Annotated in this window: 17 protein-coding genes and 1 tRNA gene; 8 read left to right on the top strand and 10 right to left on the bottom strand. The window is 65.6% G+C overall.

Annotated elements, in window-relative coordinates:
- Window positions 1-135 precede the first annotated feature (135 nt).
- Both B9Y97_RS08995 and B9Y97_RS08990 read right to left on the bottom strand, forming a co-directional pair.
- Window positions 136-1,356, bottom strand: a complete 1,221-nt coding sequence (locus B9Y97_RS08995; protein ID WP_085526415.1) for a TIGR03862 family flavoprotein — start codon at window positions 1,354-1,356, stop codon at window positions 136-138.
- Entirely contained in the window at window positions 1,353-2,684 is a 1,332-nt protein-coding gene (locus B9Y97_RS08990) for a mechanosensitive ion channel family protein (RefSeq protein WP_085526414.1), read from the bottom strand. The genes B9Y97_RS08995 and B9Y97_RS08990 overlap by 4 nt, the downstream gene beginning before the upstream one ends.
- 83 nt (window positions 2,685-2,767) lie before the next feature.
- Between B9Y97_RS08990 and B9Y97_RS08985 the strand changes: the two genes are divergently transcribed.
- Window positions 2,768-3,067 (top strand): HNH endonuclease family protein, encoded by a 300-nt coding sequence (locus B9Y97_RS08985; protein ID WP_085526413.1) that lies wholly within the window; start codon window positions 2,768-2,770, stop codon window positions 3,065-3,067.
- Here the strand turns inward: B9Y97_RS08985 and B9Y97_RS08980 are convergent.
- On the bottom strand, window positions 3,064-3,675 hold the full coding sequence (locus B9Y97_RS08980; RefSeq protein ID WP_085526412.1) for an enoyl-CoA hydratase/isomerase family protein: 612 nt from the start codon (window positions 3,673-3,675) through the stop codon (window positions 3,064-3,066). The two genes, B9Y97_RS08985 and B9Y97_RS08980, sit on opposite strands and share 4 nt — an antisense overlap.
- Window positions 3,672-4,424, bottom strand: a complete 753-nt coding sequence (locus B9Y97_RS08975) for an SDR family oxidoreductase (protein ID WP_085526411.1) — start codon at window positions 4,422-4,424, stop codon at window positions 3,672-3,674. Before B9Y97_RS08975 ends, B9Y97_RS08980 begins: the two co-directional genes overlap by 4 nt.
- 117 nt (window positions 4,425-4,541) lie before the next feature.
- Between B9Y97_RS08975 and B9Y97_RS08970 the strand changes: the two genes are divergently transcribed.
- The 4 genes from B9Y97_RS08970 (at window position 4,542) to B9Y97_RS08955 (ending at window position 7,962) form a co-directional block, all read left to right on the top strand.
- Entirely contained in the window at window positions 4,542-5,888 is a 1,347-nt protein-coding gene (locus tag B9Y97_RS08970) for a TldD/PmbA family protein (protein ID WP_085526410.1), read from the top strand.
- On the top strand, window positions 5,875-6,651 hold the full coding sequence (locus B9Y97_RS08965) for an inositol monophosphatase family protein (protein ID WP_085526409.1): 777 nt from the start codon (window positions 5,875-5,877) through the stop codon (window positions 6,649-6,651). The genes B9Y97_RS08970 and B9Y97_RS08965 overlap by 14 nt, the downstream gene beginning before the upstream one ends.
- A gap of 110 nt (window positions 6,652-6,761) precedes the next feature.
- Window positions 6,762-7,844, top strand: coding sequence for a LacI family DNA-binding transcriptional regulator (locus B9Y97_RS08960; protein ID WP_085526408.1), 1,083 nt, complete (start codon window positions 6,762-6,764; stop codon window positions 7,842-7,844).
- A gap of 41 nt (window positions 7,845-7,885) precedes the next feature.
- A tRNA-Arg gene (locus tag B9Y97_RS08955) sits at window positions 7,886-7,962 on the top strand.
- Window positions 7,963-8,116: 154 nt separating this feature from the next.
- Here B9Y97_RS08955 and B9Y97_RS08950 read toward each other — a convergent pair.
- The gene (locus B9Y97_RS08950) at window positions 8,117-8,818 is read right to left on the bottom strand and encodes a winged helix-turn-helix domain-containing protein (RefSeq protein WP_085526407.1); all 702 of its coding nucleotides are present in this window, start codon (window positions 8,816-8,818) and stop codon (window positions 8,117-8,119) included.
- A complete protein-coding gene (locus B9Y97_RS08945; RefSeq protein WP_085526406.1) occupies window positions 8,790-9,092 on the bottom strand; it encodes a hypothetical protein in 303 nt (100 codons plus the stop codon). Before B9Y97_RS08945 ends, B9Y97_RS08950 begins: the two co-directional genes overlap by 29 nt.
- A gap of 173 nt (window positions 9,093-9,265) precedes the next feature.
- On the opposite strand from B9Y97_RS08945, the gene B9Y97_RS08940 reads away from it, so the two are divergent.
- The 3 genes from B9Y97_RS08940 to B9Y97_RS08930 all read left to right on the top strand — a co-directional run bounded on the left by B9Y97_RS08940 (window position 9,266) and on the right by B9Y97_RS08930 (window position 11,714).
- The gene (locus B9Y97_RS08940; protein WP_085526405.1) at window positions 9,266-9,778 is read left to right on the top strand and encodes a hypothetical protein; all 513 of its coding nucleotides are present in this window, start codon (window positions 9,266-9,268) and stop codon (window positions 9,776-9,778) included.
- 116 nt (window positions 9,779-9,894) lie between these two features.
- Window positions 9,895-10,524, top strand: a complete 630-nt coding sequence (locus tag B9Y97_RS08935) for a ribonuclease HII (protein ID WP_085528188.1) — start codon at window positions 9,895-9,897, stop codon at window positions 10,522-10,524.
- A gap of 95 nt (window positions 10,525-10,619) precedes the next feature.
- Window positions 10,620-11,714, top strand: coding sequence for a site-specific DNA-methyltransferase (locus B9Y97_RS08930; RefSeq protein WP_085526404.1), 1,095 nt, complete (start codon window positions 10,620-10,622; stop codon window positions 11,712-11,714).
- A 134-nt stretch (window positions 11,715-11,848) separates the two neighbouring features.
- On the opposite strand, the gene B9Y97_RS08925 is transcribed toward B9Y97_RS08930, so the two are convergent.
- The 4 genes from B9Y97_RS08925 to B9Y97_RS08910 form a co-directional block, all read right to left on the bottom strand.
- Window positions 11,849-12,262 (bottom strand): thioredoxin family protein, encoded by a 414-nt coding sequence (locus B9Y97_RS08925; RefSeq protein WP_085526403.1) that lies wholly within the window; start codon window positions 12,260-12,262, stop codon window positions 11,849-11,851.
- A gap of 11 nt (window positions 12,263-12,273) precedes the next feature.
- Window positions 12,274-12,969, bottom strand: a complete 696-nt coding sequence (locus B9Y97_RS08920; protein ID WP_085526402.1) for a cytochrome c biogenesis CcdA family protein — start codon at window positions 12,967-12,969, stop codon at window positions 12,274-12,276.
- A gap of 46 nt (window positions 12,970-13,015) precedes the next feature.
- Window positions 13,016-13,891: a DMT family transporter gene (locus B9Y97_RS08915; protein ID WP_085526401.1), complete on the bottom strand. Its 876-nt coding sequence runs from the start codon at window positions 13,889-13,891 to the stop codon at window positions 13,016-13,018.
- A 75-nt stretch (window positions 13,892-13,966) separates the two neighbouring features.
- Window positions 13,967-14,254 carry an HU family DNA-binding protein gene (locus B9Y97_RS08910; RefSeq protein WP_085526400.1) on the bottom strand — a complete coding sequence of 96 codons (288 nt, stop codon included), beginning with the start codon at window positions 14,252-14,254 and terminating at the stop codon, window positions 13,967-13,969.
- Window positions 14,255-14,278 lie beyond the last annotated feature (24 nt).

Raw genomic sequence — 14,278 nt, 5'->3', positions numbered from 1 at the left:
GTCCGATCCCATTGCCCGCAGTTTCCGCGACTTTACACGACACGACCATCGGAAAATTGACTTTTCTCAAACCCGGAATGTGTTCTCGGCGAGATCCGCTTGCAAAGGAAACCGGGCCCGAAAACCCGGTGGCCGTCAGGGTTGCCGCGGGACAGATGAATGCGCACTTGCGGCGTCAGACCCCGACGCGGCCCAACCGGCCGCCGCTTCTCCCGCCGCGCGTCCGGTGGCGAAGCAGCCGGTCAGCAGGTAGCCGCCCGTGGGTGCCTCCCAATCCAGCATCTCACCGGCGGCAAAAACGCCGGGCAGAGCCTTGATATGGTAGCCGTCGAGGGCATCGGCCGCGACGCCGCCCGCCGTCGAGATCGCTTCCCCGATCGGGCGCAGTCCGGCATGGCGCACCGGCAGGGCCTTGACGAGGGAGCCCAGCGCCGCCGCTTCCGGCAACGGGCGGCCAAACTCCATCAGCAGCGCGAGCCGCACCGGGTCGAGCCGCAGGGTCTTGCGCAGATGCGCGGCCACGGTGGCCTTGCCGCGCGGGCGGGAAAGACGTTGCGTCACCTCCGCAAGTGACCAGTCAGGGCAAAGGTCGAGCGTGAGCGGAACGCCATCGCGCACCGGCGGGCTCACGGCGTAGATCGCGCTGCCCTCGAGGCCGCGCGCGGAAACGACGAATTCGCCGCGCAACGAGACCGTGCCCGCCGTGAGCCGCACTGCCTTCACCGGGGTGCCGAAATGCGGTTCCATATGCGGCGACCAATCGACCGTGATGCCCGCGTTCGCCGGTCGCAGCGGTGCAAGGGGCACGCCCTTTTCCGCCAGCCACGGCACCCAGGCCCCATCCGACCCGAGCCGTGGCCAGCTTGCTCCGCCGAGCGCGAGCACGGTGACCGGGGGACGCAGAATCTGCCGCCCCTGCGGTGTTTCGAAGGCAAAGCCCTCGCCCGCGAAGCCGGCCCAGTGCCAGCGGGTGCGAATCTCGATGCCGAGGCGTGCAATCTCGCTCAGCCATGCCCGCAACAGCGGTGACGCCTTCATTGCGCGCGGGAATACCCGGCCCGATGAGCCGGTGAATACGTCCTGCCCCAAGGTGCGCGCCCAGTCGGAGACCGCCTCCGGCCCGAATCCTTGCACCGCCTCGCGCACAAGAGCCGCCGCACTACCGGAATAGGCTTCGAGAAATCGCGCCTGAGGTTCGTCCTTGGTGAGGTTGAGGCCGGATTTTCCCGCCATCAGGAACTTGCGTCCGACCGAGGGCTTTGCCTCGGCCACGATCACCGACAGCCCGGCGCGGGCGAGCGCGCCCGCCGCCATCAGCCCCGCCGGGCCAGCGCCTATGACCAGTGCCTGTTTCATGGCGCAGTCGGCATCACGCCGCCGCCGCCGCCCGGCAAGCCGCGGTGGTGCACGACGCGCTGCGGATAGGGGATTTCGATATCGTGCGCCTTGAGCGCATTCCAGATCGCGAAGAGCACATGCGGTGTGACCTTGTTTTCGCCCGCGTCGATGCCGTTGATCCAGAACTCCACGGCGAACTCCACACCGCTGTCGCCAAAGGCGCGCAATTCGCAATCCGGCGGTTCGGGATGGCTCAGCACCTTGGGCACGGCGGCAACGGCCTTTTCGACGATCGCGGGCACGATATTGATATCGGTGTCATAGGACACCGAAAAATCCGCTTCGTAGCGGTTGGCCGAGCCTGCGTCGGAATAATTGATCACCCGGGTGGTGATGAAATGCTCGTTCGGCACCACGATCCAGCGCCCGTCCACGGTTTCGAGAATGATCGCGCGGGCGGTCATCCTGACGATGGTGCCTGCCTCGCCACCGTCAAGTTCGACGTAATCGCCGACCGTGGCCTGACCTTCGAGCAGGAGGATCACGCCGGAAATGAAATTCGACGCAATCTGTTGCAGCCCGAAGCCGATGCCGACACCGATCGCGCCGCCGATCACCGCGAGCGAGGTGAGCGAAACCCCCATGATGTTCATCAAAAGCAGGAAAGCGGCACCGAAAATGGCGATTTCGGCGGTTTTCGCCGCCAGCGTCCGGGTTGCCGGGCGCAACGCGTCCTGTTTGCCGATATAGGCCGCCGATTGGTCATTCGACCAGCGCCCGAGCCAGAACAGCACAGCCCCCGCGATGACGCCGCGCAGCAGGGCCAGGGCCGAGAACGAGATGTTGCCCATCGTCACCGTGAGCCCAGCCAACCACGCCGTCGCGAGGTCGAGCAACCCGAGCGCGTAGAGTGCTGCCACCGGCAGGAGCACGTAGCGCCCGAGCAGCCGCAGGAACGGCTCGGTCACGATGTCGCGCACGAGGATACGCGCCACGACGAGCAGGAACACGCGCTTGCCAAAGGCGATCACCGCCCCGGAGCCGAAGAGCGAACGGGTGACCTGCTCGCCAATCGCGGTGAAGCCATAGGCCAGCAGCGGCAGCAGGAGCGGCAGGAAGATCAGCGCAAACCGCCGCGCCTTCGCGAGGGCATGGGCCTGCCCGGCAGGTGGCGCGATGACCCTTTCCAGCAGCGGCGCGAGGCGTTTGGCGGCAACAACGGCGGCAAGCCATGCAACGACCAGCAGCGCGAACTGCGACCATGCCGCGGGCGAGGTGAGCCAGCCTTGTGCGATCTCCCATCCCTGCAAGGCCCAGCCCTGCGCACTATCCACAAGGTTTTCCATGTTACCCCTCACCACCGCTTGAACCCGCGCCTGACGCGCCTACCCTCTGGCACCGAAGTGCGATTCAGGCAAGGGGAAGGGGGATGAACGCCAGCGATCCGATCTGCCCGCTCTGTGGCCGCCCGATCCCGCCCGGCGTGCCGCAAAGCCGGCATCACCTCGTTCCGAGGCTGAGGGGCGGCAAAGGCGGCGCAACGGTGCTTCTGCACCACATCTGCCACAAGGAAATCCACGCCAGTCTGACCGAGACCGAACTGGCACAGAGCTACAACACCATCGCGGCACTGCGCGATCATCCTCGCCTTGCGCGCTTCATCCGCTGGGTGGCGAAGCGCCCGCCGGATTTCACATCGCGCGCGAAGGGCAACCGGCGCGGGCGTTAGCCGATCATCGCCTTGATCCCGGCGACATGGGCGGGGCTAGCAGCCAGCGCATCCGCGCAAAGCGCCGCAACCGTCTCGTCCAGCGTTTCGCGTGGCACCACGCGATCAACCAGCCCCCAGGCCAGAGCCTCGTCAGCACCGATCTTCTGCCCTGCCATCAGGATCATCTTGGCCCGGGCCGGGCCAACCAGCGCGTCGAGGCGGCCCGGGTCGGAAGGCTGCGGCAGGAAACCGAGCTTCATCACCGGGTAGAAGAACTTCGCTTCGGGCACGGCGATGCGCAGATCGCAGGCAAGCGCCATGCCGAAAGCGCCGCCCGCCAGCGTGCCGTTCAGCGCGGCAATGGTCAGGCAGGGGGCGGCGGCAATCGCGCCCGAAAGCCGCTCCCACAGCGGGCTGGTGGCAAGCCCGGCGCGCGCCTCGTCAAGATCGGCCCCGGCGGAAAACACCTTGCCCTCGCCGGTGATCACCAGCGCCTGAGCCGCGCCCGCCGCCTCCTCGGCAAAATCCGCGAGCGCTTCCAGCATTGCAGAGGTCAGCGAATTGGCCTTGTCGGGCCGGGCGATGGTCGCGGTCCAGAGGCCCGCACCCCGGTCGAGCCGGATCATGCACCCAGCCCCAACCGCTTGCGGATTTCGGGCTCGCGGAGCGAAACCTCGCCGCCAAGGAATTCATCGGCATCGGGCGTGCACATCCACATCAGCGCCTGGGCGGGCCATTCCGGCGGGATGTGATCCGACCAGTCGAGCGCCGCCACCGGGCCGACCCCGGAGGCCTTTATCTCCCGCTGCATCTCGGTGGCCACCGTGCCGGGCGAAAGCCCGATGGCCCGGATACCTGCGCGCGCCTCTTCCTTGTGCAGCGCCATCGTCATCATGTGCGCCGCCGCCTTCGAGGCGCAGTAGTGGCTCCAGCCTTCAAGCGCGGTATGGGCCGCGCCGGAACTGACCGTGAGCACCGTGCCGCCACCTGCCTTCCGCATGATCGGCACCACCGCACGCATGCCGTGGTAGACGCCCTTGAGGTTGATGTCGAAGGCCTTCGACCAGGCCGCCGGATCAGAGGCGCGCAGCATTGCGACGGGCTCGATCACGCCGGCATTGTTGATCAGAACGTCAATCTTGCCGAAACGCCAGGCGGCCTGGTCGATGGCAGACTTGACCTGGCTCCAGGACGCCACGTCGCAGGTGACGGCAAGCGCCCGGTCGCCGATCTCGCGGGCGATCCGCCCGATCGCGTCGCCGCTCCGTGCGAGCAGGACCACGTTGGCCCCTGCATCGGCAAACGCCCGTGTTGCCGCTTCCCCGATCCCCCGGCTTGCGCCCGTGATCACCACTGTCTTGCCTGTCATGTCCATCGCGAACCCTCCGCTTCAGCCCATGGCTACCGCAAGGCGCGGTGCCATTCCAGTGCCGGTGACTTGCGGGATGGGTCCGGGGCGTTTACCTCAGCTTCAACACGCAAAGGATTCCGCATGACGAACTCGCTCGACAGTCTGACCCAGCACCTGCTTGATGCCGCGAAAAAGGCCGGGGCCGATGCCGCCGATGCCATCGCGGTTTCCGGCACCTCGCTCTCGATCGACGTGCTCAAGGGCAAGCTCGAACATGCCGAGCGCTCCGAAGGGGTCGATATTGGGCTGCGCGTGTTGATCGGGCAGCGGCAGGCCAGCGTTTCGGCGTCCGATACCTCCGCCGCCACCATCGCCACGATGGCCGAGCGCGCCGTGGCCATGGCCCGCGAGGCACCGGAAGACCCGACCGCGGGGCTTGCAGATCCGTCGCAGCTTGCCCGCGACTGGGACGTGGCGTCGCTGGAGCTTGAAGACCCGGCATCCGAACCCGAGCCGGCCGAACTGGAAGACCACGCCCGCCGCGCCGAGGCAGCGGCGCTGGCCGTCGCGGGCGTGAGCCAGGTGCAATCCACCTCTGCCGGATACGGGCGGCGGCAAATTCACCTTGCCGCCAGCAACGGCTTTTCGGGCGGCTACGGCCGCACCGACCGCGCCCTCTCGCTTGCGGCGATCTCCGGCACCGGTCCAGACATGGAGCGCGACTACAACGGCGAGAGCCGGTTGTTCCAGGTCGATCTGCCCAGCCCGGAGGACATCGGCCGTATCGCGGGCGAACGGGCGGCCGCGCGGTCAGGGGCGAAAAAACCCCCTTCGGGCAGCTTCCCGGTGCTGTTCCACGAGCGCGTTTCCGCATCCATCGTCGGCCATTTGCTGGTGGCGATCAACGGTTCCTCGATCGTGCGCGGCTCCTCCTTCCTGCGCGGCCACCTCGGCAAACAGGTGTTGCCCGAGTCGCTTTCGCTGATCGAAGACCCGCACCGGGCGCGGATCTCGGGGTCGCGCCCGTTCGACGGTGAGGGGCTACCCACCGCGCGCCGCGCCCTCGTGGAAGACGGCATTCTCACTGGCTGGACACTCGATCTTGCCACCGCCCGCAAGCTCGGCATGGAAAGCACCGCCAACGCCGCGCGCGGCACCTCGGCACCGCCATCACCCAGCGTGTCGAACGTGGCGCTGACGCAAGGCACCGCGAGCCGCGCCGATCTGTTGCGCGATATGGGCACCGGCCTTCTCGTCACCTCGCTGATCGGCTCGACGGTCAACCCCAACACCGGCGACTACTCGCGCGGTGCCTCGGGCTTCTGGGTCGAGAACGGCGTGATCACCTACCCGGTGAACGAATGCACCATCGCGGGCAACCTGATCGACATGTTCCAGCGCATGATCCCGGCGAACGATGCCGAACCGCACAAGTCGCGGATGGTGCCCTCGTTGCTGGTCGAGGGGCTGACCCTTGCCGGAGCCTGACGATCTCGCGCTGCTCGTCGATGCCGCGCAGGCGGCGGGCGAGATCGCGCGAAGATTCTTCCGGCAAAGCCCTCGCACCTGGGAAAAGCCGGGTGCCGGGCCAGTTACCGAGGCCGATATCGCGGTGAACGACATGCTGGCCGCGGACCTGCTCGGGGCGCGGCCGGGTTATGGTTGGCTTTCGGAAGAAACCCCCGACAGCCCCGACCGGCTCGACGCCGCCCGCGCCTTCGTGATCGACCCGCTCGATGGCACCCGTGCCTTCATCGAGGGCGACCACAACTGGGCGCATTCGCTCGCCGTGGTCGACAATGGCGAGGCGGTTGCCGCGGTCGTCTACCTGCCGATGGCAGACAAGCTCTATGCCGCGGCCAAGGGTCGTGGTGCCACGCTGAACGGCACGCACATCACGGTTTCGTCCAACAGCGAGTTCGAGGGGGCCAGCGTACTGGCGACCCGGCCGAACTTCGAGCCGTGGTTCTGGGCCGGGGCGGACGTGCCGAGAGTGAACCGCCAGTTCCGCTCCTCGTTGGCCTACCGGATGAGCCTCGTCGCGGAAGGCCGCTTCGATGCCATGCTCACCCTGCGCCCGACCTGGGAATGGGATGTGGCCGCAGGTGCGCTGATCGTTGGCGAGGCGGGAGGCCGGGTGAGCGATCGCAAGGGGGCGCAACTGCGCTTCAATGCCACTTTGCCGCAAGTCGATGGCGTTGTTGCGGCGGGCCCCGGGCTGCTCGAAAGCATCGTCTCTAGGCTTGCCTGACCGGTGTTGCTTTCGATGGCATCGTTAGCGATACCGCTCCTTGTTTCAATGCTTGGACTCGCCGGGGTATTGCCGCTAACATCGGCCAAATTCCCCGCGTGAAGAGATGGATGACCGCCGTGACCGACGAAAAACCCACCGCGCCGAAACGCCCGCTCACCTTGCGCGACGTCGCTGAAGCCTCGGGCGTATCGGAGATGACCGTGAGCCGCGTCTTGCGTGGCCGGGGCGATGTGAGTGAAGCCACGAGAACGGTCGTGCTCGCGGCCGCCAAGGAGCTCGGCTACGTGCCCAACAAGATCGCCGGCGCGCTCGCATCGCAGCGGGTCAACCTCGTGGCGGTGATCATCCCCTCGCTGTCGAACATGGTTTTTCCCCGGGTTCTGACGGCGATCTCGGATGTGCTCGACAACACCCCGCTTCAGCCGGTGGTGGGGGTGACGAACTATCTCCCGGAGCGCGAGGAAAAGGTGCTCTACGAGATGCTTTCGTGGCGGCCCTCGGGGGTGATCATCGCCGGCCTCGAACATTCCGAGGCGTCCAAGGCGATGTTGCGTGGTGCCGGCATTCCCGTCGTCGAGATCATGGATACCGACGGAACGCCGATTGACAGCGTGGTCGGCATTTCGCATCGCCGGGCCGGGCGGATGATGGCCGAGTCGATCATCAAGGCCGGCTACCGCAAGATCGGCTTCCTCGGCACCAAGATGCCGCTCGATCACCGCGCCCGCAAACGGTTCGAAGGTTTCACCGAGGCGCTGGCGAAAGCCGGGCTGGAGGTTGTCGACCAGGAGTTCTACGCGGGCGGTTCGGCGCTGGCGAAAGGCCGCGAGATGACGGCGGCGATCCTTGACCGCAGCCCCGAGATCGACTTTCTCTATTACTCCAACGACATGATCGGCGCGGGTGGGCTGCTGCATTGCCTCGAAGCGAAGATTGACGTGCCCGGGCACCTCGGACTGGCCGGATTCAACGGCATCGAACTGCTCGATGGCTTTTCCATGCAGCTCGCAACGATGGATTCGTGCCGCGCCGAAATCGGCCGCAAGGCTGCCGAGATCATTGCGCAGGGGGCCGCGGCGAGCGAAGCCGGGGAAAGCCCGGCGCGCGGCGAACGGGTGGAACTCAACCCGAAGATCCGGCACGGAGATACGCTGAGACTGCGCCCTTCCGAGGGCCGCTACCCGGAATAACATGGACAAAACCAGCGCGAATCGCCATTAAGGCCGCGCGCGGCCCCGTGGCTCAACTGGATAGAGCAGCCCCCTCCTAAGGGGCAGGTTGCAGGTTCGAATCCTGCCGGGGTCGCCAGCTCGAGACAATTTTGCCGATTTTCCTTTTGGTCTTCCATTTCTCGCCTGTATCAGGGCGAGCCGATGTAGTGTGTGGTGCGAGTGACGCCGATCGACAACATAATCGAGTTCGCGCTCGAGGAGTTGCTCTCGGGGAGTGACGGTCGGCGGGCTCAGACCATGCGGATCACGTCCTTGTCGATCGACAGCATGTAGCCGCGCCGGGCGATGGTGCGCACGAGCAGTTCCGACATGAGCTGGTTGCCCAGCGCATCACGCAAGCGCTTGATCCGCGTCGCCCCGGCGGCTTCGTCGCAATCGGCGGCGAGGCGCCCCGAGATCACCGCCTCGATCTCGGCACCGGTGAGCACATCGTCATCCATCCGCGCCTCCGCCAGCACCGCGAGCGTTTCGATCGCGGCTTCGGTGAGGGTGAACTCCATGTTGTTGAGATACACAGCCCGGTCGGCCCGGCTGATGATCAGGGAGTTTACCTGGATGCCGGCGCGCTCGATCTCGCCCATCCGGCGGTTGAGCGCGATGATCGTGAGCACGAAGACAAGGGCCGCCACCAGCAGCCCGGCGGCGAAAAGCATCAGGACGAAGATCACCACCCGGTAGCTCGTGAGCGTATCGGAGAAGGCGGTGCCGGATTGCGCGAGGATTTCGAGCAGCTTGATCTCGGCCTCGGAGGTGAGATCGTTCTCGACGAAGATCCGCTCAACACGGGCGTTGAAGGCGTTTGCGTCGGGCAGGTTTAGAAACAGGAGTACCGCCGCCACGCCCAGGATGGCGACCACCGCGAGAATCCCGATCGTCGCAACCCGGTTGCCCGCAAGCCGCGCCTCAGTAGCGGAGGTAGTAGTCTCCCGCACTCTCTTTCCTCTTGTCATCGTCCAGATCAGCCGCCCCGAAGATCGAGACGACATCGAGCAGAGTCCAGCCATCGCCGCCGATCCGTTCCGCGATCTCCGACGCGGCGGCTTCGTGCGAACCGCAGGCGGCATCGGGCAGCTCGATCACACCGTAATGCAGCCGCAGCGGGTTGTCGCGCTTGGCCTTGTAATCGGCATAGCACTCCGCAGCAGCGGGCATGGCGGCCAAGGTGAACACAGCGCCGAGCGCGAGGGAAAAAAGCTTGCGTTTCATGCAGCGAACCCTGCGCGCAAGGCGTTGGTTATTCAATATCAAACCGCCCCTGCGGGCCTGCTATCCGATATCAACCGCGTGATATTGCCTGTCTGTGCCGACACCGCACAGGCTTGTCCCACCTCGATCTCCAAAGGCTCCACCCGGGCCACACACCACGGAAAGGACAAGACATGAAACGCTTTTTTCCCAAGACCTTTGCCCGCACCGCGATCGTGACGGCGCTTTCCGCCTCGCTTGCGTTTTCGCCGATCACGGCAACGCCTGCCCACGCCGGTGAAAAGGAAATCGGTGCCATTGCCGCCGCTTCCTTCTTTGCGCTGATGACCGCGGGGATCATCGCCTCCGCCGCGAAGGAGTCCAACGGCAAGGTTGTGATCAACCGGCATGGGCCGAAGCCGGGCAAGCCCGGACACCGGCGCGGCCCCAACCGTGCCGATCCGCGCAAGGCCTTGCCGAGCCAGTGCGAATTCACCGTCCATCGCGGGCCCGACCGGGGCACCTATCATGGCCGCCACTGCCTCGTGAAGAATTTCGATCACTGGGCGTTCCTGCCCGACCGTTGCGAAGAAAAGGTCTGGGTGCCGCGCCGTGGCCGCAACGTCAACGCCTACAACGCACAGTGCCTCTCGCGCTTTGGCTACCGCGAGGTCGGCCAGCGCGGACCGCGCACGTCGCGCAACTGACAACCACAAGACCGGGGCGCGGATCGTCGCAGGTTTCCGCGCTTCCGGGGCGGGCGGGCTACGGCCCCCCGCCCTTTTTTCTTGCGCCTCGGGCGATGATGCGCGAGGCAAGCCGCATGAACGCTCCTGGCCCCGATTTCTCGCTTGAAGCCGCCGCCATCGCGGCGGGCGCAACCCGGGTGGCCGGGGTGGATGAAGTTGGCCGCGGCCCGTTGGCGGGCCCGGTCACCGCCGCCGCCGTGGTGCTGAACCCCGACGACATTCCCGCCGGGCTGAACGACTCGAAGAAGCTCACCGCTCGTCGCCGCGAGGCGCTGTTTGACGAGATCATGGCGCGGGCCGCGGTCTCGGTCGCCCATGCAAGCGTTGCCGAGATCGACAGCTTGAATATCCTGCGGGCCGCGCATCTGGCGATGGAGCGCGCCATCGCGGCACTCGCGCCGACACCCGATCATCTGCTGATTGACGGCAATCTTGTCCCGAAGGGGCTGACCCTGCCGGCCGTAGCCGTGGTGAAGGGCGACGGACGGGCGCTCTCGATCGCCGCTGCCTCGATCGTGGCAAAAGTGACGCGCGACAGGATCATGGTGGATCTTGCGCAACAGCATCCCGGCTATGGATGGGAGCGCAATGCCGGATATCCGTCAAAAAGCCACATTTCGGCGCTCCAAGATCTCGGGGTGACCCCACACCATAGGCGTTCGTTCCGTCCGGTGCACAATATCTTGTATCAAGAAAAACTGTAAGTCCCTGATTCAAAAAAGAAATTGACGGCGAATCAGCTTTGACTCATCTTTGTCTCAACGAACGAGCGCACAAGCGCCGGGACAGAGGCAGTGTAATGACGAAAAATTCCACCAAGGCGGCCGTGCTGCCGCTCAACCAGATATTGGCCGGTGACTCCATCGAGGTGATGAACAGTCTGCCGGAAGCATCTGTCGATCTGATCTTTGCGGATCCGCCCTACAACCTTCAGCTCAAAGGCGATCTGCACCGGCCCGACAATTCCAAGGTCGATGCCGTCGATGATCACTGGGACCAGTTCGCGAGTTTTCGTATCTACGACGAGTTCACCCGGGCCTGGCTCGCCGCCGCCCGCCGCCTGCTCAAACCCAACGGCGCGATCTGGGTGATCGGCTCCTATCACAACGTGTTCCGCATGGGCGCGGAGATTCAGAACCAGGGATACTGGATCCTCAACGACGTGGTCTGGCGCAAATCGAACCCGATGCCGAACTTCCGCGGCAAGCGGCTCACCAACGCGCACGAAACCCTGATCTGGGCCTCGAAATCGGAAGACAGCAAATACACCTTCAACTACGAGGCGCTGAAGGCGCTGAACGAGGGCGTGCAGATGCGCTCGGACTGGGTGCTGCCGATCTGCACCGGCCACGAGCGGCTGAAGGACGAGAACGGCGACAAGGCCCACCCGACGCAAAAGCCCGAGGCCCTGCTCCACCGGGTGATCCTCGGCACCACCAATCCGGGCGACGTGGTGCTCGATCCGTTCTTCGGGACCGGCACCACCGGCGCGGTCGCGAAGATGCTGGGCCGCGACTACATCGGCATCGAACGCGAGACGAGCTATCGCACCGCCGCTGAGAAACGGCTGGCGAAGATCCGCAAGTTCGACAAGGAAACGCTCTCGGTTTCCACTTCGAAGCGCGCCGAGCCGCGCGTGCCCTTCGGGCAGCTTGTCGAGCGTGGCATGCTGCGCCCCGGCGAGGTTCTGGTTGGCCCGCGCGGCCATGTCGCCAAGGTGCGCGCCGATGGCACGCTGATTTCCGGCGAGGCGAAAGGCTCGATCCACCAGGTTGGTGCCGCGCTCGAACACGCGCCAAGCTGTAACGGCTGGACCTACTGGCATTTCAAGCGTGAGGGCAAGACCGTCTCGATCGACGTGCTCCGCCAGCAGATCCGCGCCGAAATGACCTGAGATTTCACGCGGCCAGAAGCGCCGCTGCACACGAGGTACCGCCTGTGCCGTGGCTTTTTGCCATGGCACCCCGACTGAGCCCCGCCTTCATGGCGGGGCCCTTTTTTTTGAGGGCGCTTGTGAGGGGTTGCCGGCTAGGCCGAAGCTGCGGCCAGGGCCGCATCGAGCAGCGCCTTGATATCATCGCGCGAGGTGCCTGCCACGATCCGGCCGATCTCGCGCCGGTCGGGGCCGATGGCGATCAGCGTGGACCGGCGCGGCACGTTGAGCGCGGAGGTCAGTTCCGACCGCTTCCAGGTGTCCCAGTCCACCTCGATGAAGGTGATCTTGTTCTCATAGGCCGGGTTTTCGGCCTTGAGCTTGTCCATCACCCGGTGCTGGACAATGCAAGTGCCGCACCACGGGGCAAAGAAATCGACCAGCAGGGTTTCGCCCGCATCGAGGCGCTCGTTGATCAGTCCCGGCGCATAGGCCAGCGGCGCGGCGAGGCCGAGCCGGGGCAGCAGCATCGCGGCGGGCAAGGTGGCAAGAAGGGCGCGGCGGTTCATGGAAATCTCCTTCAGATCGAGACGGACAATTCAAGCAGCCAGGGTGGCATCAGGCCGATGAGCCAGGCCTCGGCGAGGTGGTGGAGGCGGAACAGGATGGCGAGGCCAACCAGAACGAAAGCGCCGCCGAGCACCGGCTTGGCCGCCGCCGAGAGCGGGCGCAGTGAGGTGGCGCGCAGGCCATGGGCAAGCGCGAGGATCAGCGTCGATACACCGAGGGCAAACCCGGTCATGATCGCGCCGGCGTGGGCGAGGCTCTGCCCCTGTGCGGCAAGTGCAATAGCGCCACCGAGCGTGGGGCCGATGCAGGGGCTCCAGACCGCACCGAGCAGCAATCCGCCGGCAAATTGTCCGGCGAGCCCGGTGCGCGGCAGATCCCCGATCCCGGTGTCGGCCCGTGCCGAAAACCCGGCGGTGGCGCTGGCAAAGGCGGCGTTGGCGCGCGGCACCAGCAGCACCAACCCGAACCCGATCATCAGCACTGCCCCCGCTTGCGCGAGCGTGTCTTCGGTGATCCCGATGGCATGGCCAAAGCTGGTGACGAGCAGCCCCAACGCGACGAAAGACAGGCTCATGCCCGCCGCGAGCGCGACCGGGCCGAGCCGCGAGGCTTGCAGCGCACTGGCCAGCACGATCGGCAACACCGGCAGAACGCAGGGATTGATGAGCGTCAGAAGTCCTGCGCCGTAGGCGAGCATGTATTCCATGCCAGCGAAGCTACCCGCGCGCCCGGCAAAGTCATCTCAACAGATTTCACGAAGCCGTTGGCTTTTGTTTCGCAAGCTGTACCGCGAGGATGCCGAGCGTGACGATCGCGACGCCGAGAACGTCGAGCGGTCCAAGCTCTTCCCCGAGCAGGAACGCGGCGATGGTGACGCCGAAGAAGGGGTTGAGAAAGTGGAACGTCGAGGCGCGCACCGCGCCGATCCGCCCGACCAGGGCAAACCAGACCCAGGTGGCGGCAAGTCCGGGGATCAGCGTGGTGTAGATGAAGGCAACCACGAGTTGCCAGCTCCAGGTCACCTCGAAGGTTTCGAAGGCGATCCCGAAAGGGGCAAGCACCAGCGCGCCCACCAGCATCTGCAACCCCACCACCATCAGGAGGTTACCGCCGCCGGAGGCCGTGCGCACGGTCAGGGTGGCGACCGCGAGCGCGAGCGCCGCGATCACGCATAGCACGACGCCGACGATATCCACGCCGCCGGAAATCCGCGTGCCCATGATCAGCGCCACCCCGGTGAACCCCATCACCAGACCCGCAAGCGCCAGCGGCGTGAGCTTGTCTCGGAAGACGGCCCAGCCCAGCGCCGCCACGATCAACGGCATTGACGAGGCGATGATCGAGGCAAACCCCGCCTCGACCCACTGCATGGCCACGAAATTGAGGCCCAGGTAGAGCGCGTTCTGGCTGATCCCGAACACCACGACCGAGAGCCATTGCCCGCGGGTAAGACTGATCTTCTGGCCCAGCGCAGCGGCGATGACGATCCCGAGCAGGCCCGAAATCACGAAGCGGATGGCAAGCGTGGTGATCGGCGGCGCATCGGCCACGATGATCCGCGCCGAGGTGAAGGCCGACGACCACATGAAGGCAAAGGCCAACCCCATCGCGAGAGCGCGAAGATCCATCTTCAATGCTGTTCCTCCAAATGAAAAGGGCCGCCGTGGGGCGACCCTTAACGAAATCCGGTGCAGGTTCAAGGATCAGCCGTTGGCGGCGTCCTTGAGGGCTTTCGCGACGGTGACCTTGACCACCTTGTCGGCCTCTTTCTTAATCTGTTCGCCGGTGGCGGGGTTGCGCACCATGCGCTCGGGGCGCTCGCGCAGGTAGAACTTGCCAACGCCCGGAAGGGTTACGGCACCGCCGCCCGATACTTCCTTGGTGATCACCGCAATGATCGCATCCAGAGCCGACCCGGCCGTTTTCTTGTCGCCACCCATTTCGTCGGCCAGAGCGGCCACCAGCTGGGTTTTGGTCATCGGTTTTGCCATGTAACTTCTCCTCGGATATCCCAA

It is taken from the genome of Maritimibacter sp. HL-12 (assembly GCF_900177545.1).
Classification (GTDB): domain Bacteria; phylum Pseudomonadota; class Alphaproteobacteria; order Rhodobacterales; family Rhodobacteraceae; genus Sinisalibacter.
Note: the sequence above shows the minus strand (reverse complement) of the source record. Positions and strands in the feature narration are given on the sequence as shown.